At 69.7% G+C, this 24,055-nt stretch carries 26 protein-coding genes, 1 tRNA gene and 1 riboswitch; of the genes, 17 read left to right on the forward strand and 10 right to left on the reverse strand.

Going from position 1 to position 24,055, the window contains the following annotated elements:
- Positions 1–186 precede the first annotated feature (186 nt).
- A riboswitch (Fluoride riboswitch) is annotated at positions 187–245 on the forward strand.
- 13 nt (positions 246–258) lie between these two features.
- From QM624_RS06655 to QM624_RS06665, 3 genes are read left to right on the forward strand one after another with little or no spacing between them, the layout of a single operon-like run.
- Positions 259–1,950 carry a MutS-related protein gene (locus QM624_RS06655; RefSeq protein ID WP_415090029.1) on the forward strand — a complete coding sequence of 564 codons (1,692 nt, stop codon included), beginning with the start codon at positions 259–261 and terminating at the stop codon, positions 1,948–1,950.
- Positions 1,947–3,452: a MutS-related protein gene (locus tag QM624_RS06660; protein ID WP_415090031.1), complete on the forward strand. Its 1,506-nt coding sequence runs from the start codon at positions 1,947–1,949 to the stop codon at positions 3,450–3,452. The genes QM624_RS06655 and QM624_RS06660 overlap by 4 nt, the downstream gene beginning before the upstream one ends.
- Positions 3,452–4,036, forward strand: coding sequence for a histidine phosphatase family protein (locus tag QM624_RS06665; RefSeq protein WP_415090033.1), 585 nt, complete (start codon positions 3,452–3,454; stop codon positions 4,034–4,036). Before QM624_RS06660 ends, QM624_RS06665 begins: the two co-directional genes overlap by 1 nt.
- Before the next feature lie 45 nt (positions 4,037–4,081).
- Here QM624_RS06665 and eno read toward each other — a convergent pair whose 3' ends face one another.
- Together eno and QM624_RS06675 are read right to left on the reverse strand one after the other, a co-directional pair.
- The gene (gene eno / locus QM624_RS06670; RefSeq protein ID WP_415090035.1) at positions 4,082–5,341 is read right to left on the reverse strand and encodes a phosphopyruvate hydratase; all 1,260 of its coding nucleotides are present in this window, start codon (positions 5,339–5,341) and stop codon (positions 4,082–4,084) included.
- A 292-nt stretch (positions 5,342–5,633) separates the two neighbouring features.
- Complete coding sequence (locus tag QM624_RS06675) at positions 5,634–6,455, reverse strand: exodeoxyribonuclease III (protein ID WP_415090095.1); 822 nt, start codon at positions 6,453–6,455, stop codon at positions 5,634–5,636.
- Between the two features lie 143 nt (positions 6,456–6,598).
- On the opposite strand from QM624_RS06675, the gene QM624_RS06680 reads away from it, so the two are divergent.
- Genes QM624_RS06680 through QM624_RS06690 form a run of 3 tightly spaced genes read left to right on the forward strand, consistent with a single transcriptional unit; the run spans position 6,599 to position 8,374 of the window.
- Positions 6,599–7,414, forward strand: coding sequence for a lysostaphin resistance A-like protein (locus tag QM624_RS06680; RefSeq protein WP_415090037.1), 816 nt, complete (start codon positions 6,599–6,601; stop codon positions 7,412–7,414).
- Positions 7,415–7,416: 2 nt separating this feature from the next.
- Positions 7,417–8,079 carry a hypothetical protein gene (locus QM624_RS06685; protein ID WP_415090039.1) on the forward strand — a complete coding sequence of 221 codons (663 nt, stop codon included), beginning with the start codon at positions 7,417–7,419 and terminating at the stop codon, positions 8,077–8,079.
- Positions 8,072–8,374 carry a transcriptional regulator gene (locus QM624_RS06690; protein WP_298134965.1) on the forward strand — a complete coding sequence of 101 codons (303 nt, stop codon included), beginning with the start codon at positions 8,072–8,074 and terminating at the stop codon, positions 8,372–8,374. The genes QM624_RS06685 and QM624_RS06690 overlap by 8 nt, the downstream gene beginning before the upstream one ends.
- Positions 8,375–8,376: 2 nt before the next feature.
- On the opposite strand, the gene QM624_RS06695 is transcribed toward QM624_RS06690, so the two are convergent.
- Positions 8,377–8,868, reverse strand: coding sequence for a YajQ family cyclic di-GMP-binding protein (locus tag QM624_RS06695; protein WP_298132412.1), 492 nt, complete (start codon positions 8,866–8,868; stop codon positions 8,377–8,379).
- Between the two features lie 79 nt (positions 8,869–8,947).
- Between QM624_RS06695 and QM624_RS06700 the strand changes: the two genes are divergently transcribed.
- Together QM624_RS06700 and QM624_RS06705 are read left to right on the forward strand one after the other, a co-directional pair.
- Positions 8,948–9,029 (forward strand) — tRNA-Tyr (locus QM624_RS06700).
- Between the two features lie 252 nt (positions 9,030–9,281).
- Positions 9,282–9,824, forward strand: coding sequence for a hypothetical protein (locus QM624_RS06705; protein WP_415090041.1), 543 nt, complete (start codon positions 9,282–9,284; stop codon positions 9,822–9,824).
- Positions 9,825–10,033: 209 nt separating this feature from the next.
- Here QM624_RS06705 and QM624_RS06710 read toward each other — a convergent pair whose 3' ends face one another.
- The 5 genes from QM624_RS06710 to QM624_RS06730 all read right to left on the reverse strand — a co-directional run bounded on the left by QM624_RS06710 (position 10,034) and on the right by QM624_RS06730 (position 13,930).
- Complete coding sequence (locus tag QM624_RS06710) at positions 10,034–12,601, reverse strand: hypothetical protein (protein ID WP_415090043.1); 2,568 nt, start codon at positions 12,599–12,601, stop codon at positions 10,034–10,036.
- On the reverse strand, positions 12,598–12,846 hold the full coding sequence (locus tag QM624_RS06715) for a hypothetical protein (RefSeq protein WP_415090045.1): 249 nt from the start codon (positions 12,844–12,846) through the stop codon (positions 12,598–12,600). Before QM624_RS06715 ends, QM624_RS06710 begins: the two co-directional genes overlap by 4 nt.
- A 160-nt stretch (positions 12,847–13,006) precedes the next feature.
- The gene (locus QM624_RS06720; protein WP_415090047.1) at positions 13,007–13,408 is read right to left on the reverse strand and encodes a hypothetical protein; all 402 of its coding nucleotides are present in this window, start codon (positions 13,406–13,408) and stop codon (positions 13,007–13,009) included.
- A gap of 25 nt (positions 13,409–13,433) precedes the next feature.
- Positions 13,434–13,667, reverse strand: coding sequence for a hypothetical protein (locus tag QM624_RS06725; protein WP_415090049.1), 234 nt, complete (start codon positions 13,665–13,667; stop codon positions 13,434–13,436).
- Complete coding sequence (locus QM624_RS06730; protein ID WP_415090051.1) at positions 13,664–13,930, reverse strand: helix-turn-helix transcriptional regulator; 267 nt, start codon at positions 13,928–13,930, stop codon at positions 13,664–13,666. Before QM624_RS06730 ends, QM624_RS06725 begins: the two co-directional genes overlap by 4 nt.
- Before the next feature lie 373 nt (positions 13,931–14,303).
- Here QM624_RS06730 and QM624_RS06735 point away from each other — a divergent pair, with 373 nt between their 5' ends.
- The 5 genes from QM624_RS06735 to QM624_RS06755 all read left to right on the forward strand — a co-directional run bounded on the left by QM624_RS06735 (position 14,304) and on the right by QM624_RS06755 (position 18,540).
- Positions 14,304–14,762 carry a hypothetical protein gene (locus tag QM624_RS06735; RefSeq protein WP_415090053.1) on the forward strand — a complete coding sequence of 153 codons (459 nt, stop codon included), beginning with the start codon at positions 14,304–14,306 and terminating at the stop codon, positions 14,760–14,762.
- A gap of 1 nt (position 14,763) precedes the next feature.
- Positions 14,764–15,129 (forward strand): WhiB family transcriptional regulator, encoded by a 366-nt coding sequence (locus QM624_RS06740; RefSeq protein ID WP_415090055.1) that lies wholly within the window; start codon positions 14,764–14,766, stop codon positions 15,127–15,129.
- Positions 15,130–15,400: 271 nt separating this feature from the next.
- Positions 15,401–16,390 (forward strand): hypothetical protein, encoded by a 990-nt coding sequence (locus QM624_RS06745; RefSeq protein WP_415090057.1) that lies wholly within the window; start codon positions 15,401–15,403, stop codon positions 16,388–16,390.
- Between the two features lie 3 nt (positions 16,391–16,393).
- Positions 16,394–16,984: a hypothetical protein gene (locus QM624_RS06750; protein WP_415090059.1), complete on the forward strand. Its 591-nt coding sequence runs from the start codon at positions 16,394–16,396 to the stop codon at positions 16,982–16,984.
- Positions 16,981–18,540, forward strand: coding sequence for a terminase large subunit domain-containing protein (locus tag QM624_RS06755; protein ID WP_415090061.1), 1,560 nt, complete (start codon positions 16,981–16,983; stop codon positions 18,538–18,540). Before QM624_RS06750 ends, QM624_RS06755 begins: the two co-directional genes overlap by 4 nt.
- Positions 18,541–18,544: 4 nt before the next feature.
- Here the strand turns inward: QM624_RS06755 and QM624_RS06760 are convergent, their stop codons facing one another.
- Both QM624_RS06760 and xerC read right to left on the reverse strand, forming a co-directional pair.
- A complete protein-coding gene (locus QM624_RS06760; protein WP_415090063.1) occupies positions 18,545–18,802 on the reverse strand; it encodes a DUF6221 family protein in 258 nt (85 codons plus the stop codon).
- A gap of 60 nt (positions 18,803–18,862) precedes the next feature.
- Positions 18,863–20,137 carry a site-specific integrase gene (gene xerC / locus QM624_RS06765; protein ID WP_415090065.1) on the reverse strand — a complete coding sequence of 425 codons (1,275 nt, stop codon included), beginning with the start codon at positions 20,135–20,137 and terminating at the stop codon, positions 18,863–18,865.
- A 367-nt stretch (positions 20,138–20,504) separates the two neighbouring features.
- On the opposite strand from xerC, the gene QM624_RS06770 reads away from it, so the two are divergent.
- The 4 genes from QM624_RS06770 to QM624_RS06785 are packed head-to-tail and all read left to right on the forward strand — an operon-like array spanning position 20,505 to position 24,055.
- A complete protein-coding gene (locus QM624_RS06770) occupies positions 20,505–21,116 on the forward strand; it encodes a hypothetical protein (RefSeq protein ID WP_415090069.1) in 612 nt (203 codons plus the stop codon).
- Positions 21,106–21,873, forward strand: a complete 768-nt coding sequence (locus QM624_RS06775; protein ID WP_415090072.1) for a response regulator transcription factor — start codon at positions 21,106–21,108, stop codon at positions 21,871–21,873. The genes QM624_RS06770 and QM624_RS06775 overlap by 11 nt, the downstream gene beginning before the upstream one ends.
- Positions 21,870–22,835 carry a sensor histidine kinase gene (locus QM624_RS06780; protein WP_415090074.1) on the forward strand — a complete coding sequence of 322 codons (966 nt, stop codon included), beginning with the start codon at positions 21,870–21,872 and terminating at the stop codon, positions 22,833–22,835. The genes QM624_RS06775 and QM624_RS06780 overlap by 4 nt, the downstream gene beginning before the upstream one ends.
- The gene (locus QM624_RS06785; RefSeq protein WP_415090077.1) at positions 22,835–24,055 is read left to right on the forward strand and encodes an OmpA family protein; all 1,221 of its coding nucleotides are present in this window, start codon (positions 22,835–22,837) and stop codon (positions 24,053–24,055) included. The genes QM624_RS06780 and QM624_RS06785 overlap by 1 nt, the downstream gene beginning before the upstream one ends.

The following is a 24,055-nucleotide window of genomic DNA, read 5'->3' on the forward strand; positions in this document are numbered from 1 at the left end:
ACCTCGGCACCAACCCCAGCCGCATCAGCGAACTCGAACGCGGCACCCGCCCCAACATCACCCTCACCAACACCTACCGCGAATACCTCAACACCGCTTGACACCAATAGGAGCATCAAGCTCGACCGACGGTGACCCCGTTATCCCGGATTTGATCCGGGATCTCGTCGGCCAACGGGAGTAGGGTGGACACACGGCGATGGGGCTCGCCGACAACCGCGAATGCTGACGGTCCCTGCGGAGATGACGGGACCTGTCATGAGCACACCGCTGACCACTCCGACCGTCGCACCGGGCCTGCGTGCGGGCACTGAGCCCACCGTGCCGAGCCTGCTCTACCTCCCTTCCACACCGGACGCGGCGACCCGGCCCGCCACCCTGGCAGACCTGCATCTCGACACGGTGATCGAAGCGATGGCACCCGGCGCCTTCCAACGCACCGTCTGGACGACCCCGCCGCACGACCCCGCGGAGGTGGCGCAACGCCAGGAGGTGGTGCGCGATCTGCAGCGGCCGGCCACCCGGGCCGCCGCCGAGAGCTTCGCCGCCGCGGTCTCCGAGGCGGTCGCCGCCCTCGACGCCCGGGTGCATGACTACTACCGGCTGCCCGCCCAGGTGCGGCTGCTGTCAGCGCTGCACCGGTTCGCCGAAGAAGTCCGCGCATTCACCGCCGAACTGGCTCGGGAGGCGCCGAACTCGCACCGGCTGCGTGCGGTCGCCGAGGCCCTTACCGCCCAGGTCGCCGGCACCCGGTTCGCCGAACTCGCCGACGGCAGCGCCGCACTGCTCGCCGAACTCTGCCGACCCTCGGACGAGTTGGGCATCGTCGCCGAAACCGTCTGGGCCGACACCGACCAGGGTGATCCGCCCTGGACGCCCCAGGTCGCCGCCCTGCTCGGACGCCTCGCCGACCCCGATCTGGAACGGAGGGACGGTTCTTTTCGTCCCACATCGGCGGGGCAACCGGAACGGAGGGACGGTTCTTTTCGTCCCACCGTGCGTGTTCCGGCCCGCGCCGTCCGAGGGAGCGCGCTGACGTCTTCGCCGGTGGTCCGTCCGCGCCGCGAACTCAATCACATCGAGGCTCAGGCGCTCGGCCTGCTCGCCCAACTCAGACCCGCCGGCTTCGAGCGGCTCCGCGCCTTCCTGGCCTCGCCGGTGGCGACGGTCGATGCGCCGCTGCGCAGGCTCGCTGAAGAACTGCGGTTCTTCCTCGGCTGCCTGACCGTAGTGGACGACCTGACCGGACGCGGCGTCGCCTGGTGTCTGCCCCGGGTCACCGAGGTGCCGGGAGCGGTCGAGGTCCACGGCGTGATCGACCTCGCCCTGGCCTTGACCGAGTCGACGCTGACGCCGGCGCCCAACGATGTGCGGCTGTCCGCCGATCAGCGGGTGGTGTTCGTCACCGGCCCCAACCAGGGCGGCAAGACGACTCTGGTGCGGGCTATCGGCCAACTCGCCCACCTGGCCACGCTCGGGTTGCCGGTGCCGGCGACGTCCGCGACCATGCCGCTGCATCATCCGCTGCTCACCCATTTCCCGCAGCCGGACGATCCGGCCCACGGCCACGGCGGACTCGCCGAGGAGCTGGCCCGGTTGCGTACGGTGCTGGACGCCGCGTCCGCGCCGGCGCTGGTGATCTTCAACGAGCTGCTCGCCACCACCTCGGCCGACGACGCCCTGCAGGTGTCGCAGCTGGTGCTGCGGCGGTTCGCCGCGCTGGGCTGCCGGGTGGTCTGGGTCACCTTCCTGGACGACCTGGTGACCGGCGTGCCGGAGGCGGTCAGCCTGGTCGGCCAGGTCGATCCCGACGACCCGACGGTGCCCACCTTCCGGTTCCGTGCCCAGCCGCCGGCGGGCCACTCCCACGCGGTGGTGCTCGCCCGCCGGTTCGGACTCTCCGCGGACGACCTGGCCGTCCGGCTCGCAACGGAAGGAGATCCGCGATGAAGGTGCGCCTGCTGTTCCCCGACCGGGACGCTGACCTGACCGCCGCGCTCCCGGACGGCACCGACGACCTGATCGCCGACCTCGACCTGGGCCCCGTGCTGGAGATGATGCGGCCCGATCGTGACCTGGCCGAGCTGTGTCCCGTGGTGCTCTTCCACCTGCTCACCGACGCCGACGAGATCGTCCGGCGCCAGCAGATCCTGGCCGATGCGCTCGCCGAACCCGACCTGGTCGAAACCCTGTTCGACCTTGCCGGACGGGCATTGCAGAGCCAGCGTGGGTTGTGGATGTACGGCGGACGGACCGCCGATTCGCTGCTGGTCAAGGCCCGGCACGGCATCGAGGCCTTCCTGCCGCCGTTGCGTGAGCTTGCCGGGTTCGCCGCCCGGCTGGTCGGGGTCCGCTCCGCGGGGCTGTCCGAGCTGGGTCATCGGCTGGTCGACACCCTGGACGCCGGCTATCTGGACGACCTGACGGTGCTGGTCCGGCAGCTGCAATTCCCCGACGGGGTGCGCACCCGGGTCCGGGTGCAGCCGACTGGCCTGCTGGGCCGACCGGAGCTGCTGCCGCCGCGGGCGGTGTCGTGGTGGACGCACCGGTTCGGACGGCCCGGCCGGGTGCGTTTCGAGCTGCCGGATCGCGACGAGGCGGGTGCCCAGGCCCTCGACGCGCTGCGCAACGACGCCCTCTATGAGCTGGCGCTGACCGTTGACCGGGCGCACGTGCGGCTGCTGGCCTTCTTCACCCAACTGCGCGGTGAGGCCGGCTTCTACGTCGGCTGCCTGCAGCTGTACCGGCGGTTGGCGGACGCCGGCGTGGGTGTGTGCTGGCCCGAGGTCGCCGCACCGGGCGAGCCGTGGGACGTCGAGGGTCTGTCCAGCCTGAACATCGCCGTCCGCGAGGGGACCCGTCCGGTACCGAACGATCTCGTACCGCAGCCCTCCGGCTCGCAGTTGGTGGTGTTGACCGGCGCCAACCAGGGCGGCAAGACCACCTTCCTGCGCAGCCTCGGATCCGCCCAGCTGCTGGCCCAGGCGGGCATGTTCGTGCCCGCCGTCCGCTACCGGTCCAGCCCCGCGCCGGGTCTGCACAGCCACTTCCGCAGCGCCGAGCAGGACGCGCCGGGCGCCGGCAAGCTGGCCGAGGAGCTGGACCGGATGAGCCGGATCGTGGATCGCTGCCGTGCGGGTGACCTGGTGCTGATGAACGAGTCGTTCTCGTCCACCGACGAGCTGCAGGGCACCTTCATCGCCGCCGACATCATCGACGCGCTGTTGGCGCACGGCGTCCGGGTGGTGCTGGTCACCCACTTCCATCGGCTCGCCGTCCACTATCTCGACCGACCGCGGGTGACCTTCCTGCGCGCCGAACGACTCGACGACGGCACCCGCAGCCATCGCCTGCTCCCAGGCGCCCCGCAACCGACCAGCCATGCCCTGGACATCTTCCGGCAGGCGATGAGCTCATCGACGTCCAACGAAACCAGCGAAAGGAGACTCTGATGACCGAGATCTATCTGTGCCGCCACGGCCGGACGGTGCTGAACGCCGCCGGAGTACTGCGTGGACGGCTGGACCCCGACCTGGACGAGGTCGGGCGGGCCCAGGCGGAAGCCCTCGCTGAACGGCTCACCGGCCGCGGAATCGAGCAGCCGATCCGGGTGGTGTCCAGCCCGCTGCGACGCGCCGTCCAGACCGCGACGCCGCTGGCCGCCGCGTCGGGCGTCGAGGTGGAGATCGATCCGCGGCTGATCGACCGGGCCTACGGCCGCTACGACGGGACGCCGCCCGAGCCGCTGATCGCCGAGTTCGGTTCGCTGGACGCGGTGCCAGGCGTGGAGCCGTCCGACCAGGTGCGCGCCCGGGCCACGGACGCCGTTGCGGCGTGGGCGGTCCGAGCGCTCACCGGTCCGGTCGCGTTGGTCAGTCACGACGCAGTGCTGCGCCTGTTGCTGAACGCGCTGGCGCCCGATGCGGGAATCGGACAGCTCGAAACGGGCGGCGCGGTCCTGCTCAGGCGGCAGGGGAACCGGTGGCTGCTGGTCGACGGCCATGACGATCCGGCAACCATGGATCGGGTGTCATGACCCAGCAGCCACCGGAGTCAATCGCCCCGGTGTGGGGGTGGGAGCTCAGCGGCCGTAGCTGAGCCCTTCGTTGCCGGCTTCGATCTGGATCAGCCGGTTGTACTTGGCGATCCGCTCGCCGCGGGCCGGTGCGCCGGTCTTCAGCTGCCCACAGCCGGTGGCGACGGCCAGGTCGGCGATGAAGGTGTCCGGTGTCTCGCCCGAGCGGTGCGACACCATCTGCCCGTAGCCGGCCTCGTGACAGATCCGCATCGCCTCCAGGGTTTCGGTCACGGTGCCGATCTGGTTCACCTTGATCAGCGCCGCGTTGGCGATGCCGTCGGCGATCGCGGCGGTGATGATGGCCGGGTTGGTGCAGAAGTTGTCGTCGCCGACCAGCTGCACCCGGCCGCCGAGTTCGGCGGTGAGCTGCTTCCAGCCCTCGGGATCCTGCTCGCCCAGGCCGTCCTCGATGCTCCAGATCGGGAACCGGTCGAGCATCTCGCCGTAGCGGGCGATCATGTCGGCGCTGGACAGCTGCGTGCCGTTCACCCGGTAGCCGCCGTCGGTGAAGAACTCCGACGCCGCCGGATCGAGCGCGATACCCACACCCTCGGCCCCGGTCGGGTAGCCGGCAGCCGTGATCGCCTCCACGATCAGCGCCAGCACCTCTTCGGGTTCGGCCAGGTTCGGGGCGAAACCGCCCTCGTCGCCCAGCCCGGTGGAGTGACCGCCGGCCGCCAGCAGCTTGCGCAGTGCCTGGTAGACCTCGGCACCGGCGCGCACCGCCTCACGCAGCGAGGACGCACCCAGCGGGCAGACCATGAACTCCTGGAAGTCGAGCGGGTTGGGTGCGTGGGCGCCGCCGTTCAGCACGTTGAAGCAGGGCACCGGAAGCCGCGGCGGCTGGCCGAATCCGGGCAGCCAGTCGTGCAGCGGCTTGCCGGACGAGGCGGCCAGGGCGCGGGCCAGCGCCATCGAGGTGCCGATCAGTGCGTTGGCGCCGAGTCGGGCCTTGTTCGGAGTGCCGTCCAGGTCGCACATCGCGCCGTCCACCTCGGCCAGGTCGGACCAGGAACGCCCGGACAGCGCCGTGTTGAGTTCGCCGTTCACGTTGGCGGCAGCCTTGGTGACGCCGGCGCCGCCGAACCGGGCCGGGTCGCCGTCCCGCAGTTCGACCGCTTCGCGGGAACCGGTGGAGGCGCCGGAGGGGACGCCGGCTTCGGCCGTCGTGCCGTCCGACAATCGCACCGACACCGTCAATGTGGGACGCCCACGGGAGTCCAGCACCTCGAGTGCCTGTACCTGCTCGATTTCGAAAGCCATCGCCGGCCCCTTTCGTACTCAGGGGTCCCCGCCCTGGGAATCCCGGGGTGCGCAGCGCGGCTGGTGATGGAGGGGGGCAAGCGGTCCCCACCAACGTGACAGCAGCGCACTGCGCACGAGGTAGGGACTGTTGGTCGCGGGAGCGACAGTTTGCTTTTTATGCGGGCGAGCCCCACCGCCCACAAGCGACTTTAGCGGATGATCCCGCTCCCGGGCAGTGGTGGACCCCCGTCATTCCGGGCTTGCCCCGGAATCTGGTCAGTCGAGCCCGCGGGCCGGAACACGGCGCGGCTCAGACCCGATAGTCGACGACGACAGGGGAGTGGTCGCTCATCCGCTGCTCATAGCTCGGCTCACGATCGGTGCCCCCGCTGACCGCAGCGGCAGCCAGCGTGGGCGTCGCCAGGTGGTAGTCGATGCGCCAGCCGGTGTCCTTGGTGAATGCCTGGCCGCGCCAGGTCCACCACGAGTTCGGCCCGGGCTGATCGGGATGCAACTTCCGAACCACGTCGACGAAGGTCCGCGGCGTCAGCATCCGGTCGAACCAGGCCCGCTCGTCGGGCAGGAAGCCGGAGTTGCGCTGATTGGCCCTCCAGTTGGTCAGGTCGAGCCGGGTGTGGGCGATGTTGAAGTCGCCCATCACCAGAAACTCGCGACCCTCCCGGACGGCCTGCCGGCGGGCCCGGGTCAGGTAGCTGGCCAGCGAGGCGAGAAAGCGCATCTTCCGCTGGTACTTCTCCGGGTCGGCGTCCGGGCCCTCCCAGGATGCCCCCTTCGGCACGTACAGCGAGCCGACGGTGAGCGGCGGCCCGGACGGCGGCTCCAGATCGACCTCGATGTAGCGTCCTTCGTGATCGAAGGAGCGGTTGCCGAAGCCCATCCGTACCGCCGATGGCGCCCAGCGGCTCAGCACGCCGACGCCGTTGCGGCCGGCCAGCAGTCCCGGGTGGTAGGTGAGCCGATGCTCCGGCCAGGCGTCGGCGGGCAGTTCGTCATGCGGGCAGCGCACCTCTTGGACGGCGACGACGTCCGGCTCGCGCCGGGCCAGCCAATCACCGAAGCCGCGACGCACGCAGGCCCTGATCCCGTTCACGTTGGCGCTGGCGATCCGCAGGGTGGAACTCACCCGGTCACGCTAACCGCTGCGGCTCGGCTCCGTTTGCCTGCGCGGGTTCGTGGAATCCACGCCGCTGCGCCGGAGAACCTTCGGGGCAGCAAGCATTGATTCTCGAAGGACTTTGAAGTACAAAGTATTTTATGACCACGACCGCGAGGCACGGAGAGGTAACGAGCGGAGCGCACGCCACGCCGTCCCTCTCCACCGGGTGGGCGGTCGGCCTGCCGCTGCTGCGCATCGGATTGGTGGCTGTGGCGTCGGTGATCACCTGGGCCGTCGTCCAGCTGATCGAGCCGGGGATCGCTTTTCCGCCGCCCTCGTTGCTGGCGAGTCTCGCGATGCTTCCGGTGAACCTGATCTGCCTGTTCCTGCTCGCCCGGTTGCTCAAGCGAGCCGGTAGTTCGATCCGGGAACTCCTCGGTTTCGACCGGCGCCGACTGGTGACCGATCTACTCCAGGGGCTGCTCTGGGTGCTGGTGCTCTATCTGCCCTTCGCCGGCACGATCATGCTGGTGACCTGGCTGCAGCACGGCGACCAGATGTTCGTGCGGATGCAGACCGTCTTCTTCGATCCGGCCGCCGTGCCCACGCTCAATCCGGTGGCCTGGACCATCCTCGGCATCCTCACGGTGCTCACCTTCGCGCCGGTGAACGCGCCGACCGAAGAGCTCGTCTACCGCGGCATCGGCCAGGGTGTGCTGGCCCGCCGGATACCGACCGCGTTGGCCGTGCTCAGCTCGGCCGTCCTGTTCGGCCTGCAGCACGTCTGGTACGCCGCGACTCCGGACGCCGTGCTGCCGCTGGCCTGCGCGTTCGTCGTCTGGGGTGCCGGCTCCGGACTCATCTACCTGCGCCAGAGGCGACTGATGCCGATCGTCTTCGCGCACGGGCTGGTGGATCTGGTGTTCACGCTGCCGGCGCTCGCCATCCCGTTCTTTCTCGCGAATGGAGGCTGATCATGGCCGATGACGAGGAGGCCCTGACCCCGGCCGAGATGCTGGCCCTGCTGGAGAGCCAGCAGCGCAGGGTCGAGGGCAAGCTCGGCAAATTCGTTCCGGCGATCCTGTTCGGCTGGGGTGTTGCCTGGTCGGTGGGGTTCATCGGGTTGTGGCTCGCGGACGGCGGCACCGCCGGTTTCGTGCTTCCCTTCGAGGTGGCTGCGCCGCTGTTCGCCGGGTTGTTGCTGGCTGCCGGTGCTTTGTCCATCGTGCTCGGCATCCGATCCGGACGCGGTCTGCGGCCGAGCAAGGAGAGCGCGTTCACCGGAATGGCGTACGGCAACCTGTGGTGGCTGGGCAGCCTGGGGGTGGTGGTGATCGGCCAGGCGCTGGTGGCCCGGGGAATGCCGGCCGACCTGCTGCGGATCTACTACCCGTCGGCGTTCATTCTCTTCTCCGGCGTGATGTACGTCGCGGCGGGCCTGCTCTGGCGTGCCCAGCCGATGGTGCTGCTCGGCGGCTGGTCGATCGTCGTGGCCGCGGTGGCGGCACTCGTCCCGCCGCCCACCCACTATCTGGTCTGCGCGATCGGCGGCGGTGGCGCCTACCTGCTCGTCGCCATTTGGACGCTGTGGTGGTCCCGGCGTGCCCGGCGCGGGGCGGCGGAGGCCGCGCATGGCTGACCTCGATCCGGTCATCCACGCCCAGGCGCGGCTGCGGATCGTCGCCACCCTGGCCACCCTCGAACCGACCGAACAGATCTCCTTCCCGCGGCTGCAGGAATTGCTCGAGATGACCGCCGGCAACCTGTCCACCCACGCCAGGAAACTGGAGGACGCCGGCTACGTCGCCGTCGAGAAGACCCACCGCGGGCGGATCCCGGTCACCTACCTGGCGCTCACCACCACCGGCCGAAGAGCCTTCGAGGACTACACCGCGCAGCTACGCACACTGCTCGGCGGTGCGTCCCAGACCTGAACTCAGCGGTAGTTGGCGAACTGAACCGGGAAGTCGTAATCGGCTTCCTTGATCAGCCGCTGGCAGGCCTGCAGATCGTCCCGCTTCTTGCTGGAGACCCGCAGCTCGTCGCCCTGCACCTGGGTCTTCACGCCCTTGGGCCCGGAGTCGCGGATCAGCTTGGCGATCTTCTTGGCGTCCTCGGTGGCGATGCCCTGCTGCATGGTGGCGGTCAGCTTCCAGATCTTGCCGCTGATCCTCGGCTCACCCGGCTTCAACGCCTTCAGGTCGATCTTGCGGCGGACCAGCATGGTCTGCAGCACGTCGAGGACGGCCTTCACCCGCTCTTCGCCGGACGCCTCCATGTCGACCACGTCGCCGGTCACCTTGATGGCGGCGTCGGTGCCCTTGAAGTCGTAGCGGTTCCGGATCTCCTTGGCGGTCATGTTGACCGCGTTCTCCAGCTCCTGCTGGTCGAATTTGCTCACCACGTCGAAGGAGCTATCGCCTGCCATCGTCCGTCCTCATCTCTGGTTTGTCTCGATTGGTCCGCTCGCCTGCAGTGTTGCTATGTTTGTCCTCGCCCACCAGCACGGCAGGTTGCCCGAGCGGCCAAAGGGAGCGGTCTGTAAAACCGTCGGCATCGCCTACGTAGGTTCGAATCCTACACCTGCCACCGTGTAAAAGCGCTAGTCAACGCAGGATTGACTAGCGCCGCCAGGGAGCTCGTGCGAGATATGTGCGAGATTCAATCCGGCTGTCGGGGGCACTTTGGAGCTCTAGCGTGACCTTGTCGCATCTCCGGGGGAGTCCCCGTGACGCCGGAGAATCGCCGTCCAGCAGCGCCCAGCATGTGGACGCGACACGCCCCGACCACGGGCCGGTCTCGCCTCGCGCGTACGCGCGTGCACGCGCGCGAGGGGTGGTTATGCCATACATGTTCGGCGCACTCAGCCGCCAAGGCAAAGACGTCCGGCTGGCCGTCCTGGTCGCGTGCAGCGTGGAGCGCGGAGTGGGACAGGGTGCCCGCGAACCTCGTAACGATCGTTACGAGGTTGCCGAGAAGGTCTCCGCCTCGGAGTTCGCCACCGCCGCGGGCACGTCCGCCCCGCGCGTCCTGCGCCACCTCACCGCCTGGCACAAGCTCTCCGATGCCGGTCTCGTCCCGCCCGCCGCAGACCTCACCCCCGCCGACGCGATGCAGGCCCGCGGAAAGGTACCAATCGGTACCTTTAGCGTCACGGCCTGCGGCACCGAGAACCCGAACCGAGTCGCGCGGCACCTCCAGGCCTGGCACCGCCTGGCGGAACTGGGCCTCGTCCCGCCCGCCGCGGACCTCACCCCCGCCGACGCCGCGGCCCTGGACGTCCCGGAGACGGCCGTAGAGAGGTTCGCCGACGTGAGCGGGGAGGCCTACCGGCCAGCGGGTGAGTTGTCGAAGCGCGTGCGCGCGCGCGTCGAAGCTGCCTGATTCGTACATAAGTACGATCTCTTTCTCTCGCTTTCGATTCGGCCCGTTAAGGGGGGGAGGGGGGGACATGTGTCCCCCCCTAGCCCCCGGAACCCCTCTCGGTCGCCCTGGTAAAACACCTAGTCATGTCATAAACGATTGAATCACGCGTATCGCGCGCGAGACCCTTAGGGGGGGAGCGCGCTCCTACCCTCCCCCCCTTAACCGGATCAGCGTCCACCCGTCCCCGCGGCACGGTATTTCCAGCCGACCTGGCCGCGGTACTCGACCTCGGCGGATTCCACCTGCCCCGCGTCCTCCAGCGCGGCCAGCGCGGCTTGGAGCACCTTCCGGTTCGCCGGTGACGAGGCGGAGCGGATTTCCTTCCACGACACCCAGCCATCGCCGCCCGGACCCGGACCCGGACCCGCAGCCCGGCGCTTGATCAGCCAGCCCAGCGCCCAATGACCCGCCCGGCGCATGGTCTCGGCCTCGGCTACTTCCTCCGCGACGACGCGGCGGCGTCCCTCCGCTGCTCCGCGCTTGACGTTCTCCTCACCCTTGCTGGCGACCTGGGCGGCGACGATGAGCCCCCTGGTCCGCGACGAGACGGCCATCACCGTCCCGGCCAGCGCCCAATCCTGATCTGAGACCTCCACACGCCCATCGAGCAACGCGAGCAGCGCCGCGACCTTCGCCCGGCACAGCAACGCATGGCCGTCGAGCGCATCGGCCCCGCTGGGCACCGGCGCACCGATAGGCAGATTCGTGGCCTGGCGGGCTTGGTGGATGGCATCGACGGCGACGTCCGGCAACGAGACGATGACCTCCGGCTGATGCTCGATGAGCAGCGTGCCGTCCTCGTCCTCCACCACAGTCACCGGCGGGACCGGTACCCGCCAGGTGAACGGCGGCGGTGTGACCGGTCGCTCCGAGGGCGGCAACAGGCCCGGGTCGTACGTCGGCATCCACACCCACCTTTGCGGAAACCCTCCGGCCGCGTCATCGAGAATCGCGGAGGCGTTGACCGGCTGGACGCCGCAGACCACAGTCAGCCTGTAGGCGTGCGCCTCGACCCTCCGCAGCCGTGACGCCTCCGCGTTCTGCTGCCCGAGCTGCTTGCCCATCCAGGCCGATTTCAGCGCGCTGGCCAGGGTGTTGCCGGACCGCTTGGTGAGCGCCTCGATACTCGAAATCTCGTCCACGTCAAACAGGACGCTGGTGCGGTTCTGCACGATCTCGGGCGGGCGCCCCTTCGCGGTCTTGGTGAACACGTACGCGGCAGCCAGGCCCTCGCCGGACCCGGCCTGCGTCTCCAGGTAGTCGGAGCCGCCCAGGACATCCAGCACCTCGCGGGATGCTTCGACCGCGGCGGTCTTGCCTCCGCCCGAGGCTGAGCAGACCGCCACGAACAGATTCAGCGACGCCGGGGAGCCGATGGTGGCCGGGAGTTTCACGCCTGGATGCACAACCGCCGCAGCCCGGGCCAGGGCCGAGCCCAACACGGCCCACGGGGCAACTCGCCGGGCACGGGAGAAGTCCCGGATGCGGCGCAGCATCGGCCGGGTCTCCCAGAACGCTTCCTCATCGACCTCGGTCTCGGTTGTCGTCGCGGCCTGGTCGTAGGCCGGCTCAGTGCCCGAATCGTCGCCGGACCCGGTCTCCCCGTCACCGAACAGCGACTCGAAGAGCAACCGGGCTGCATCCGCCTCATCAGCGGTCACCCCGCCCGGCTCCGGGCGCGACTTGCCGCCGATCTTCTTCCGGGCCGCAGCCCACTTGCTTGTGACGTCGCGGGTAGTCCAAACATGATCAGTCGGGGCGTGTCTCATCAGGTCTGCCTTCGCTTCGGTGAGGGTGTAGCCGGACCATGGCGAGTTCGCGATCTCGATCAGCGCGCAGGCCGCGTTGAAGGTGCCCGAGTCCCAACCGCCCTGCCCTGGTCCCGGCCAGGGGCGCGGTAGATCATCGAGCAGGGCAAGTTCGGCCTCGATGGCGGCCCTGGCGTAGGGGTGCAGGCCGTCCGCCGCATCTCCCACACTTACCGGCGTGCTCGTAGCCGAATCCGGGGCACTCTCGGCCCCTACGGCCTCCGGGACCGGCCAGGCGACCCCGAGAAGCCGGGCAAGCTGCTCCGGCTCCCAGCGGCGTCCCGTCGGCCGGGTGAGCCACGTAACAGGCGAGGGCTCGGAGTATCCGTGGTTCAGCGTCCCGGGAATCCGCAGCACGTCGGAGTCGCCGACTTTCGTCGTGTCGTGGTGCTCGTCACCGACCAGCTGCCCGAGGCCGACGCACAACGCGCGGTGAACGTGCAGCGGCACGGACTCGGTCAGCGCGACGTAGATGTGCACCTTCGGCACGCCGTCGGCCAGACCTCCCGACCCGATCACGGCAGCACCGAGACCAGCGGCCCGGTCGGCGCGGTGGGGGCCGTCGATGTCGGCGTGAACCCACTTTCGTTCGACCGAACGGCCGTTCCTGCGCGGGCCGTGCTTCCGAAGCGGGTACGGGCAGACGTACACGTCGCAGGTCGCGGAGTACTTGACGGCGTTGTAGGCGGTCGCTTGCCGCACGTACGCCCAATCGGCATCCTCGAACTGATGCCCGCCGGGGAAGAACCCGCCGGGCTCGATCCAGGCGCCCTCCTCGCCGCGCCCCCTGGTCGGGTCGCTCAGCGCCAGCCGGATCGAGCCGTCGGTGTCGTCGGCGAACAACATCTCGAAGAACGCCACGGCGTCGCCGACGCGGTCCGGGTCGGGCGCGGTGTGGTCGTCGGTCCGGTTGATGGTCTCGGTCATGACCACACCTGCTTCGGCAGGCGGAGACCGATGGGGAACCGATGACCAGCGTCGCATTCTGTCCACAGCAGCATCAGGTCCAACTCCGGGGCGTACACGATTCGTCCGGTCAGCCGCAGATTCGGATTCCCGCCGCACTTCTCGCACCAGGCCCAGGAGTCCGGTGCCACGCGAGGGAGGTCGGTGGTGGTCACGATGTTGACGCCCGGGAAGCAGCAGTCCGGCGTCTTCGTGGGGCGGTTCACCGCGACCACCGCCGCGTAGGGTGGCTGAGTACAATGTCGATCATCTGAAAGCTCCTTGTGAGTCGTAGGCCGGGCGGCTTCGTGGTGGTAGATCGCCCGGCCCTACTTCTCAGCCCCGGAGGGGCGCCAGCGGCGTATTCGTTCAGTTGTCAGGTCGTTCTCAGTTCGATAGCTCGGCTGGCGGCACGAGTCGGACGGTCCTAACCCGTACTCCGCGGAGTTGGTCGGCGTCGATGCCGAGGTCGTCCGGCGTTGCTCGGCCGGATGCGACCAGCCACTGGCGAGTGAAGTCCCAGCCGCGCAAATTCCGGGTGTGCTCGGGCAGCTCCGGGCAATGACGAGCGAGCTCGTGGCCCACCGGCTCCGAGGCGCCGCAGTGGGCCTCGCGCACCCAGTTTGCGGTCTCGCGGACGACGGCGTGCAGCAGGTTGACGAGCTGCTCGGGGCGGTGCAGTAGCGGCGTCAGGGCGTCGGCCAGGCCGGTGAGCACTTGGTGCAGCTCTTCGGTAATCACGATGGGGTCGCCGTCGGCGACGGTCGCCATGGAGTCGGGTTTGGACATGGTGTTCCTTCCTGTTGGTTTTCGGTCACCGGCGCTTCGGCAGCGGCATGCCGGTACCTGCGGAATCTCGGAATTCAGCGCGAATCGCAGTCAGTGCGACTCTCGGCGGTACTCCCGGCGCGGAGACCCAGTCGCCGGAGTCGCCGCGCTCCAGGCCTGCCCGTCGCAGCGCTGCCGCAGCGCGCTTGCCGATGCGGCCATGGGCCACGAGCTGACCATGCTCGACCCGCAGCGCGAGCCAGTCGCGCCGCTTGGTCACTGGCCCGTCCCCGCCCCGTACTCGATATTCACGCCGTCGTCGGTCACGAACTCGACGCGCTGGGGCTGGACCGGCGCCGCAATCGGCTTCATTGCCGCCTCGATGTCGGATTCCTTATAGCGGACCGAGCGTGTTCCCGGCTGCCGGTACGCGGTGAGAAAGCCGCGCTTCGTGCGCCACCGAACGGTCTCCTCCGAGATGCATAGCAGATTCGCAACTTCGCGTTTGGTCAGCCAACGGTCGGGCACTACTTCGGCGGGCATTTCCTTCTCCTTCGAGTCGCCGTCTCACCTAACCAGCGGGCGCTGGTCAGGTGACGCACTCCGGCAACTCTTTGCCCTGCGTCGATTCCGATAATAACCGGGAATGCACAAATGGGCAACAGGGGATTACTTTAGCGAACTAGCGTGACAAACTCACTAACAATGACACGCTAGCTCGCTATTGTGCCCAACTGGGGGGCCTTAAGGGCCCTTGAAATGCCCCTTGAATCGGTGCTCGATTTGCGATGGAATTGCTCTTGAAGGGCGCCCTGGAAGCGCGCCATTCGGTGTTCTGGCCGCGCGGCCTGGCGGGCTTCTAGGTGGCCCGGGGGTCCCGGAGCCGCGTGGCCGACCCGACCCCGAGGAGGAGATCGTGGCGATAGTCCAGCAGCGAGTCACTAGCGACCCGTTCGCCACTGGCCTTCGGATGGTCGATCCGCCCAACACCGCCGCCCTCGCCCTCGCCGCTCAGTACGAAGCCGCCGAGCAGGCGCAGGCCCTCGCGGCCGCTGAGCGTGCTGCGGCCGAGCAGGCCGCGTTTCAGCGGACGCTCAAGCCGTCGGCACCCGCGCCGGAAGCAACGACGCCGAAGGCCCCGGCGCCGACCCGGAAGGCGCCAGCTCCGAAGCGGGCCACACCGCCGCGCAAAGCGGCGGCACCTCCGAGGCCCGCACCCCGCCCGATCAGGTCGGCCCGGACGATCTATGAGCCGCGCCCCGACCCGGTCGTGATGCGCGGTAACGGCGTAAGAATCACCGCTGACGATATGAAACGCGCCCGCCGCATTTTGATGACGATTGATGAATTCGGACACGCAATGGAGATTTTCTGACGTGCGCCAACTGCGCACCCGCGCCTACACCGCCGACCGGCTCGGCAACGTGGGCGTCCGGCGGCCCCCGGTTGTCCCCAGGGAACCGACTGCTGCCGCACCGCGACAGCCAGCGGCATACACGGCCCTAGTCGAGCAGCTCGGCGAGCAGCCGCCAGGCTCCGTCCCGTGCGTCGGCGAGTCGCGGCACTTGTGGCTCTCCGACTCCGCCGCCGACCAGGACCGGGCCGTTGCCGCCTGCCGGAAGTGCCCGCTCATCGAACTATGCCGACGCGCTGGCCGGGGCGAACACGGCGGCGTCTGGGGCGGCGTCCGGCCAAGGAAGAGCCCCTACGACATCGAGGACGACACCGAGGAGGCGGCGTGACAGCGACGACAACCCCTTATCCGACCGCGTTCGAGATCGCGCTGGCCATCGCCTGCCCTGCCGCACACGCGGGGCCCGATCACCCCTGCTGGCAGCTGGCGCGGACGTCCCGGGCCTGCTGTGGGCCGAGAATCCGGCTCGCGGGCCTGACACAGCACGCGGTACCGGTCGGCGACACGACCACACCCTCACGGGCGCCCTCGCGTGCGGGCGACGCCGAACCTCATCGACGGCACCCGAACCGGCACCCGGTCCCGACCCAAGGAGCAAGATGACCGCCACCCTCACTTCCACCGAACCTGCCGACCAGGCCCCGGCCGCTGACTCCGGCTCCCTCATCCCGCTGGCCACCGGGGAGCTGGCCTGCTCGGACTGCGGCCAGGCCGTCCGGGACGACGGCGAGCGGGTCACGGTCACCGTCTACCTCGCCGCCCAATCGCCCAATGGCCCCAGTAAGGAGCAGGTCCTCAGCTTCGGCCGGTGCCCGGCATGCGCCGAGCGCCGCGCCCTGGTTGCCGAGGTGGTTGCCGCGCATCCCGCGCTGGGCGGACGGCTCGGTCCGGCTGGTGCGCTGGACCGGCTGGGCGCCGCGTTGGCGGTCCACGCGGCCATCGGCGAGCCCTTGCCGAGCGCCGAGACGCTGACCGGCTCCGTCGAGCTGGTTTCGGCCCTGATCCGGCACCTGGCACCCGCGGGTAACGGTCTGCGTTGGTCTCTCCGCTACGACGGCGAGCGCGCCGGTACCGGCCCGTGGGATCACCTTCCCGACTCCCAGCTGGCAGCCGCCCGCAAGGCCTACGTAGCCATGCTCAGCGAGCGCCGCCAGGCCGTCGATGGCGCCGTCTGGGTCGCACCTCCGGACGCACCCGACGCCGACCTGTCCGGCGCCTGTTTGCTGTGCGGGCGCGACCTGGTGCTCGCCCAGTCGGGCGGCGCTGATGCGTGGTCCCCAACCGTGATCTCGACCCCGTCCGTGATCGCCGCTCCAACGTCGCCGGAGTCCCTCAAGGGGTGGGTCTGTGCACCCTGCATGTCGGCGTGCCAGCACGTCGGCAGTGTCGGCCAGGCCGCGATGATGCGAGCCCTCGAAGAGGAGTTGCGGACCAGCGGCGACGAGGACGGGTCGGCCCGGTTGCAGCGGCTCGGCGACTCGGCGTGGCTCGTGTCCTGGGCCGCGGTGGTGCTGCGCGAGCGCCGTGCCGGTCGTCCGGTGCCCGGGCCGAATCGTGAGCCCTGGGGTCATATCTCGATGGAGGTCTGAGAAGTGGCTGGCCGACCAAAGCGGAAAGCCCGGCTGATGGCGGAGGGCAAGTGGGTTCCGAAGTCGAAGGAGCCGTCCGGGATTCCGGCGGGGATTGTCAGCGCGGGCGACGCGTCCGGCATTCCGGCCAGCGGCATCCCGGCGGGCGGGGTGGCGACGTACCCGGACGGCAAGCCGTTCCCTCTCGTTACCGGCCACGCCTCGCCCCGCGTGCATCGAGCCGTCGCCAGCAAGTTGGTCGAGGGTCTCCTTGCCGAGCGGCCGGACCTGGTCAACTTCCCTGAGGCGTTGCACGCGTGGGCACGATCCGAGACGCGAGCGCTGTTGCTCGCCGCGCACCTCAGCAAGGTCGGCGTGGCTGGGCCGGACGGCGAGGTCCGGGCGAGCCTGCTGCAAGCCGCCAACGGTGCCGAGAACGCCGCCGCACGGGCTCGTGCGGTGCTCGGCCTGAGCCCGCTCGATGAGGCCCGGCTGGCGAAGGAGAGGGCCGAAGTAGCGTCGCTCGCCGTCGATTTGCAGGGCCTCGCCGACCAGGGCGCCCAGATTCTCCAGCTGCGCGCGGTGGATGGAGAGGGCGGGGGAGACGCAGCGTGACCGCACGGCTCGACCCCCTCGCCCTGGTCGGCGCGATGGTCCTCGAAGACGGCCAGCGGTGGGGCGAGGTTGCGCACGACTTCCAGCTCGCCGATCTCCAAGCGGTCGTCCGGGCCGAGCAGCGCCGCCACTTCCTGCTCCGAGGGCGAGGGCTGAGTAAGTCGACCGATGTCGCCGCGTTGGCGCTCGCGCTGATGATTGCTGAAGCGCCGCCACGCGCTCGCGGGCTGGTGTTCGCGACCGATGCTGACCAGGCCGCGTTGCTGGTCGATGCGCTCAGCGGCTTGGTGGCCCGGACGCCGGGCCTGGCTGCCGCGGTCGAGGTCGGGGCAAGGTCGGTGACCGTCCGGGCATCGAAGGCCGTCCTGACCGTTGAATCGTCGGATGCCGGGTCAGCGTTCGGCCATCGCCCTTGGTTGACCATTGTGGACGAGCTCGCCAGCTGGCCCAGAACCGCGAATCACCGCAGGCTGTGGAGCGCAATCGTCTCCGCCGTCCCGAAGGTGCCGGGAGGCAGGCTCCTCGTTCTCACCGCAGCCGGTGCGCCAACCAGTCTCGCTGCTGAGGTGTGGAGCGAAGCCGAGAAGTCGCCGCACTGGCACACGTCGCGGACTCCGGGCCCCTCGCCTTGGTGGACGCCGGACGACATCGAAGCCACCAGGGCCAGTTTGACGGCGTCCGAGTGGGCGCGGCTCATCGAGTGCCGATGGGCGGAGGGAGACGACTCGCTGGCGACCGTCGAGGACGTCGAGGCCGCGTTCCGGGCCGGTGAGGCTGTCCTCGAACCACGAGCCGGCACTCGGTACGTCGCCGCTCTCGATGTCGGCACCAGGCGCGACCTGACCGCCCTTGCGGTCGGTCATGCTGAGCGCACCGAGGTCGGTCGGATCGTGGTGATTGACCGCGTGACGCACTGGCGGCCCGAGCCTGGCGCCGGAGGCGCTGGCGGTGCCCGCGTGGACCTCGCGGAGGTCGAGGCGGCAGTCCTGCGCATCTGCCGGGCCTACCGTGCGCCGCTCCGCTTTGACCGGATGCAAGCCGAGCAGATGACGACCAACCTCACCCGGGCGGGCGTGCGCTGCGAGGAGTACGTGTTCAGCTCGGCCGGGACGAACAAGCTCGCCCGCGGGTTGTGGGTCGCACTCCGGGACCGGGCGCTGAGCGTGCCGGACGATGCGGAGTTGCGCGATGAGTTCGGCTCCGTGCGCCTGGTCGAGACCGGGCCGAGCACGGTGAAGCTCTCCAATCCGGCCGGGCATCACGACGACGTCGTGACCGCTATCGGCATGGTCGTCGCGACCCTCACCGCCCGCCAGGACGTCGGCCCCGGAGGCGTCACGAATCCGAGTCAGTTGCTGCGCGGCGGCATCGGCCGCACGCTCCACGACGCGACCCCGACCAGCGCCGGAGCAACCCGCGCCGCACTCGTGGCGGCAGCGGCGAAGGGGCCGAGGATTCCGGGCGGCGCGGTCATCCTGCCCGGGACCGGGAACGACCCGCGCCGGGTTGGCCTGCGGGGCGTGGGCCGCTGGTCGGTACCGAGCTGGCGGCGCTGACAGATCAGGAGCCGGTAGGCGCCCACTCGGGGCGGTACTCGGGATCGTCCGACCAGGTAGCCGCGAGCGTCCGGAAGACGTCGCACGGCCACCGCACCTTGCAGACCTGGCAGTCCGACGAGCCCCACCCCCGGGTGTGCCGGTCGGAGGTCAGCCATTCATCGAGGGTCACGCGTCGCGCCTTGATGAAAGCGGCCAAGGCCGATTCGCTCTCCTCCTCGGGCGTCTGCGGGGGAGGGGTACGTCTGCGGTGTGTAGGCATGCCTCACAATAACGAACTGGTGTTCGATTCTCTAGCGTGTCGGTGTGGGAGTGGCCGGGGTCAGCGAGCGCGTCGGCGACGTGCTGGGCGGCGAACTGTGGGCTCGGGAGCAGCGACCGCCTGCGACAGCTTCTCCGCGAGCGCCGCGTCCCGCTCTTGTTGGGCGTGCGTGTATCTCGCCGCCATTGAGGGGGTGGCCCAGCCGAATCGCGCCTGGAGCTCTGCCAGGGTCGCTCCGGCACCGGCCGTCATCGTGGCCGCGCTGTGCCGCAGGTCATGCACCCGCAGGCCCGGACGGCCGATGGCGGCGGCTGCCTTCTTCTGCGCAGCGCGCAGGCTCTCGCCGGACATCGGCGCGTTCGGGAATCGCGGGTGGGGGGAGTGGAACAACAGGGCGTCGCGCCCGGCCACGGGCTGGTCTGCGAGCCAGGTGCGCAGTGCCGGGACGATGTGCGGCGGCAAGGCCACCTTGCGGCGTCCGGCATCGGTCTTGGTCAGGGAGGAGATGACGTTGCGGCCCTTGAGCTTCACGATCTGCTGCCGGACGGTGACCGTCCCGGCCGCGAGGTCCAGGTCACGGCGGCGCAGCCCGCGCACCTCACCGCTGCGCAGGCCGCACCAGAAGGCCAGCGTGACCGGGACGCGGTAGTACTCGGGCACGGCCGCGAAGTACGCCGCCAGGGCGTCCCGCTCGACCTCCCGGCCGTCATCGTCGCGGAGGGTGACCATGTCGCCGGGGGAGAGGACCTCGCCCTCGCGGGCGGCGCGCTTGGTCGAGCCGCCTTCGATCATCGCCGGATTCCGGCTGATGATCTCGTCCCTGACCGCCTCGCCGAGGATCGTGCGGAGCAGGCCATAGCTGTTGGCACGGGAGCCCTTCTGCTTGGCGTACCAGGTCCGCACGTGGCCGGGTGTGATGTCGCGCAGCGGCATCTTGCCGAAGGCCGGGTTGAGGTGCAGCCGGATCAGCTTGGCGTACAGCGCATGCGAGGTCTCGCGAATCTTCTCGGTCGCCAGGCGGCGGTCTATGACCTCCTGGGCGTACTTCGCGAACGTCGCGGCCCGGGCTGCTTCGGCGCGGCGGGCCTCCTCGGCGAGCTGGGTGGGGGACCGCCAGGTCCCGCGGCTGATCTTGCTGGACTCGTTGCTGAGCCAGGTGTCGGCGTCGGACTTGGTGGCGAAGGTGGTGGGCGCCTTGTAGGTGTTGCCGTCCGGGCCGGTGTAGCTGGCCTGCCAGCGCTTCGACGGCAGCCGCCGCATGTAGCCGAAGCGGCGCCTGGTGCCCTTGCTGTTGCCGCCGCTGGTGTTCGCCCTGGTGGCTGTCGTGGTGGTCATCGGTCCCCCCGATTTCGTGCGAGATTCGTGCGAGATTCGTGCGAGATGTAGCTACTTCCTACTACCTCATACTACCCGTTGTTAGCACTCGGACCGAGCCCTGACTAGGCGTGATTCCGCCCCTGGCCGGGGGTGATGCCCCGCTCCGGGTGTAAGTTCGAATCCTACACCTGCCACCGTGTGCCAGGCCTAGTCAAAGCAATATTGGCTAGGCCTGTCGTGGTTTCCGGACGGCTGCGTGGGCTCAGCCGGCGATCGCTTCGAGCCGCCATGTCGCCGGACTGCGACCGCATTGCGACACCGCGGCCACCTGTGGGACACGTCGGCCCAATAGCGTGGACCCGTCAGTTCACGAGAGGGATCCACCATGACGAACCAGCACCCCCGGCTCGCCCGCCTCATCGCCGTCGGCACCGCCCTGCTGCTCACCGCCGGGTGCAGCGTCGCAGTCACCACCGGCTCGCCGACCAACCCTCCCGGCAGCGCCCAGCCTGCCGACCCGACCGCGGCAGCTCCCTCCACGGCCGCTCCGACCACCGAGGAGTCGGTGCCGTCGGACGCCAAGTCCGTCGACACCCTGGTCGCCCGCGCCACCCGGGACGCCGAGCGCACCACCGCGACCATCAAGGGCGACGCCAGCGGCACCCGCTACGACTCGGCACTGTCGCTGTGGGCCGGTTGCGACGGCACCGAGGACGAGGTCGTCTTCGGAATCGTCGGAAACAAGATCTTCCAGGGCAAGCTCGGCCTGCGCGCGTCCGTGCCCGACGACATCGTGGTGCACGTGCTGATCCTGGCCGACAGCGACCCGGTCCAGAATCTCCAGCTGGACGGCACCAACCCGACCCCGGCGCTGCTGCCGATCCGGTTCCTGATCGACGGCAAGAAGACGGTCACCTTGCAGACCAAGGTGGTCAAGGGAACCTGCACCGACGCGACGGAGTCCTACGCGGTGCTGGTGGACGGCTATGTCTACTGAGCGTCCCGCGCTGCTGCTGGTCGACGACGACCCGGGCATCACCTCCGGCCTCAGCCCGATCCTGGCACGCGACGGCTTCGCGGTCACCATCGCCGAGGACGGCGCAGCCGCGCTCGAAGCGGTGGCCGCAGGCAGTATCGACATCGTGGTGCTCGACGTGATGATGCCCGGCCTCGACGGACGCGAAACCCTGCGCCGACTGCGCCGCGACGGCCACACCGTCCCGGTGGTGCTGCTCACCTCGGTGGGCGAGGCCGCCGAACGCGCCCGGGCCCTGGACGAGGGCGCCGACGACTACCTCAACAAGCCGTTCGACGCCGGCGAACTGATCTCCCGGGTCCGTGCGGTGCTGCGCCGCACCAGCTCCGGCGGACCGACCCTGGCCAGCGCCCCCGTCCTCATCGCGGGGGAACTCAAGGTGGACCGATCGGCGCGCCGGGCCTGGCTGTCCGGACGCGAGGTCGCTCTGACCCCGAAGGCGTTCGCCCTGCTCGACCATCTGATCACCCACCCGGACGAGGTGGTCTCCAAACCGCGGCTGCTCGAGGTGGTCTGGGGCTATGACGACCCGGTCGGCACCCGTGCCATCGATCACCGGATCTCCGAGCTGCGCCGGGTGTTGGCCGACGATCCGGCCCATCCGCGCTGGATTCGCACCGTCCCCGGCGTCGGCTACGCCTTCGTCGCCCCGGTCAGTCAGGCAGCCGGCAGCCAGGCCCCCGGGAGTCAACGCCCGCTCAGTCAGGGCCTCCGATGACAGCGGCGAACCGGGTGGCCGCGGCCGTCGCCGCGGTCGGACTGGTCAGCGCACTGGTGGTGTGGCTGGTCGTCCCGCAGACCCGGGTGGTCTTCGCGGTCTCGCCCGCCCTGTTGCTGGTGCTCGCCACCATCCTGCTCGTCGGCGCAGCCGTCGGTATCGGACGCCTGGCCCGTGGCCGGGAACGCCTGCTCGCACTCGGCGACCAGCGGGTCGCCGAGGCCGCCTACGAGGTCGAGGCCCGGCTGGGTGCCGAACGCGGCCGGCTGCTGGGCCGTATCGACCATGAGCTGAAGAACCCGGTGATGGCCACCAACCTTGCCCTGGACGCGCTCCGCGCCGCCCCACCGGGAAGCCCGCAGGCCACGGACGCCGTCGAGGTCATCGCCACCCAGTCCGCCCGGCTCGGTGCCCTGCTCACCTCATTGCGCAAGATCGCCGACGTCGAGCACCGCGATCTCGACATCGAGCAGGTCGACCTAGGCGAGTTGCTCACCGCCGTCCGGGACGCCTGCTCGACCACCCCGGCCGGCGTCCAGCGGCACTGGTCGCTCAACCTGCCCCGGGCGCCCTGGCCGCTGCCGGCCATCGCCGGCGACCCCGACCTGCTCTACCTGGCGCTGTACAACCTGACCGACAACGCCGTGAAGTACTCCCGCCCCGGCGACCGGATCGAGATCCGGGCGTCCGAATCCGACGGCGGCATCGGCGTCGTGGTCGCCGACACCGGTGCCGGCATCCCCGCCGACGAGGTGCCGGGCGTCTTCGACGAACTCTCCCGGGCGTCCACCGCCCGGGGCATCCCCGGCCAGGGTCTCGGCCTGGCGCTGGTCCGTTCGGTCGTCGGACGGCACGGCGGCCGCGTCCACCTCGACTCCCGGATCGGCGTCGGCACCTCGGTGTCGCTGTGGTTGCCGCTGCCGTCCACCCCTCCCACCAGCCACCCCGAAAGGAAAGCCTGATGCTCCGCTCCCGTCTCGCCGCCGGTCTGCTGACCGGCGCCCTGATCCTCACCGGCTGCTCGGTCAGCGTCAGCGCCGAAACGTCCACCGAGCCCACCGACGTCACGATGCCGTCGGTGGAGCCCAGCCCGGAGACGAGCGCGACCAGCAGCGCCGAGCCCGCCGCCGACAACGCGGTGCCCGGTTACGCGATCGGCCAGGCGCCTCCGGTGCCGCTGTTCAGCCTGCCCGACATCTCCCGGGTCTCGACCGCCGGCAAGAAGCTGCGCGACAAGCTCAAGGTTGAGATCAAGGACATTCCGGGCGTCAAGATCACCGCGGTGCGCTGCACCAAGGACGGCCAGTACAGCAACGCCGACTCCGGCCTGGTGCTGTACGGCGACGGCTCCGGCTCCTACGTCGGCCCGGACGGCAGCTACACCCGCGGCCGGGACGGCTCCGAGACCTCGGTCAGCGACCGCGAGTCGATCACCCGGGACGGCAAGGGCGGCGGCACCTACGTCAGCGACCAGGTGTCCATCACCAACGCCGGCGACGGCTCTGGCACCTACGTGGACTCCGACATCTCCGTCACCATCGACGGCAAGGGCGGCGGCACCTACGTCAGCGGCACCGAGTCGATCACCAACTCAGGAGACGGTTCCGGCACCTACGTGAGCGGGAACGTGTCGATCAGCAACGACGGCAACGGTTCCGGCACCTACGTCGACGCCAAGGTGTCGATCAGCAACGACGGACGGGGCACCGCCACCGTGGTCGGACCGAGCTTCTCCGGGACGGTGCCGGCCGATCCGCTGGCGCCGGTGCCGGCACTGGGCAAATTCCCGCCGGTGCAGCAGTTGCTGCCGAAGATCGACATCTGCGGCTTCGTGATCACCCTGGCCGACGGCGTGCTGTTCGACTTCGACAAGGACAACATCCGCCCCGACGCTGCGGCGACCCTCGACAAGGTTGCCACCGCGCTGAAGCAGGTCGGCAGCAACCCGATCCAGATCAGCGGGCATACCGACGCCATCGGCACCGACAGCTACAACCAGGGGCTGTCCGAGCGGCGCGCGGGTTCGGTGGAGCAGGCGCTGCGGCAGCGCGGCGTGGCGGCGCCGATGACGTCCAAGGGGTACGGCGAGAGCCGTCCGGTGGCACCCAACGAGCTCAACGGCAAGGACAACCCGGCCGGCCGCCAGCTGAACCGCCGGGTGGAGATCTTCGTCCGCAGTTGA

Origin of the sequence: Micropruina sp. (assembly GCF_047606365.1) — a bacterium.
Classification (GTDB): Bacteria; Actinomycetota; Actinomycetes; order Propionibacteriales; family Propionibacteriaceae; genus Micropruina.

What these genes read in the sequence shown, in the direction of transcription:
- QM624_RS06780 (WP_415090074.1), top strand. Translation starts at nt 21,870, where the DNA reads ATGACAGCGGCGAACCGGGTGGCCGCGGCCGTCGCCGCGGTCGGACTG.
- QM624_RS06680 (WP_415090037.1), top strand. Translation starts at nt 6,599, where the DNA reads ATGACCACGACCGCGAGGCACGGAGAGGTAACGAGCGGAGCGCACGCC.
- QM624_RS06695 (WP_298132412.1), bottom strand. Translation starts at nt 8,868, where the DNA reads ATGGCAGGCGATAGCTCCTTCGACGTGGTGAGCAAATTCGACCAGCAG.
- xerC (WP_415090065.1), bottom strand. Translation starts at nt 20,137, where the DNA reads ATGACCACCACGACAGCCACCAGGGCGAACACCAGCGGCGGCAACAGC.
- QM624_RS06785 (WP_415090077.1), top strand. Translation starts at nt 22,835, where the DNA reads ATGCTCCGCTCCCGTCTCGCCGCCGGTCTGCTGACCGGCGCCCTGATC.
- QM624_RS06685 (WP_415090039.1), top strand. Translation starts at nt 7,417, where the DNA reads ATGGCCGATGACGAGGAGGCCCTGACCCCGGCCGAGATGCTGGCCCTG.
- QM624_RS06690 (WP_298134965.1), top strand. Translation starts at nt 8,072, where the DNA reads ATGGCTGACCTCGATCCGGTCATCCACGCCCAGGCGCGGCTGCGGATC.
- QM624_RS06745 (WP_415090057.1), top strand. Translation starts at nt 15,401, where the DNA reads ATGACCGCCACCCTCACTTCCACCGAACCTGCCGACCAGGCCCCGGCC.
- QM624_RS06660 (WP_415090031.1), top strand. Translation starts at nt 1,947, where the DNA reads ATGAAGGTGCGCCTGCTGTTCCCCGACCGGGACGCTGACCTGACCGCC.
- QM624_RS06730 (WP_415090051.1), bottom strand. Translation starts at nt 13,930, where the DNA reads ATGCCCGCCGAAGTAGTGCCCGACCGTTGGCTGACCAAACGCGAAGTT.
- QM624_RS06760 (WP_415090063.1), bottom strand. Translation starts at nt 18,802, where the DNA reads ATGCCTACACACCGCAGACGTACCCCTCCCCCGCAGACGCCCGAGGAG.
- eno (WP_415090035.1), bottom strand. Translation starts at nt 5,341, where the DNA reads ATGGCTTTCGAAATCGAGCAGGTACAGGCACTCGAGGTGCTGGACTCC.
- QM624_RS06770 (WP_415090069.1), top strand. Translation starts at nt 20,505, where the DNA reads ATGACGAACCAGCACCCCCGGCTCGCCCGCCTCATCGCCGTCGGCACC.
- QM624_RS06720 (WP_415090047.1), bottom strand. Translation starts at nt 13,408, where the DNA reads ATGTCCAAACCCGACTCCATGGCGACCGTCGCCGACGGCGACCCCATC.
- QM624_RS06655 (WP_415090029.1), top strand. Translation starts at nt 259, where the DNA reads ATGAGCACACCGCTGACCACTCCGACCGTCGCACCGGGCCTGCGTGCG.
- QM624_RS06665 (WP_415090033.1), top strand. Translation starts at nt 3,452, where the DNA reads ATGACCGAGATCTATCTGTGCCGCCACGGCCGGACGGTGCTGAACGCC.
- QM624_RS06775 (WP_415090072.1), top strand. Translation starts at nt 21,106, where the DNA reads ATGTCTACTGAGCGTCCCGCGCTGCTGCTGGTCGACGACGACCCGGGC.
- QM624_RS06705 (WP_415090041.1), top strand. Translation starts at nt 9,282, where the DNA reads ATGCCATACATGTTCGGCGCACTCAGCCGCCAAGGCAAAGACGTCCGG.
- QM624_RS06710 (WP_415090043.1), bottom strand. Translation starts at nt 12,601, where the DNA reads ATGACCGAGACCATCAACCGGACCGACGACCACACCGCGCCCGACCCG.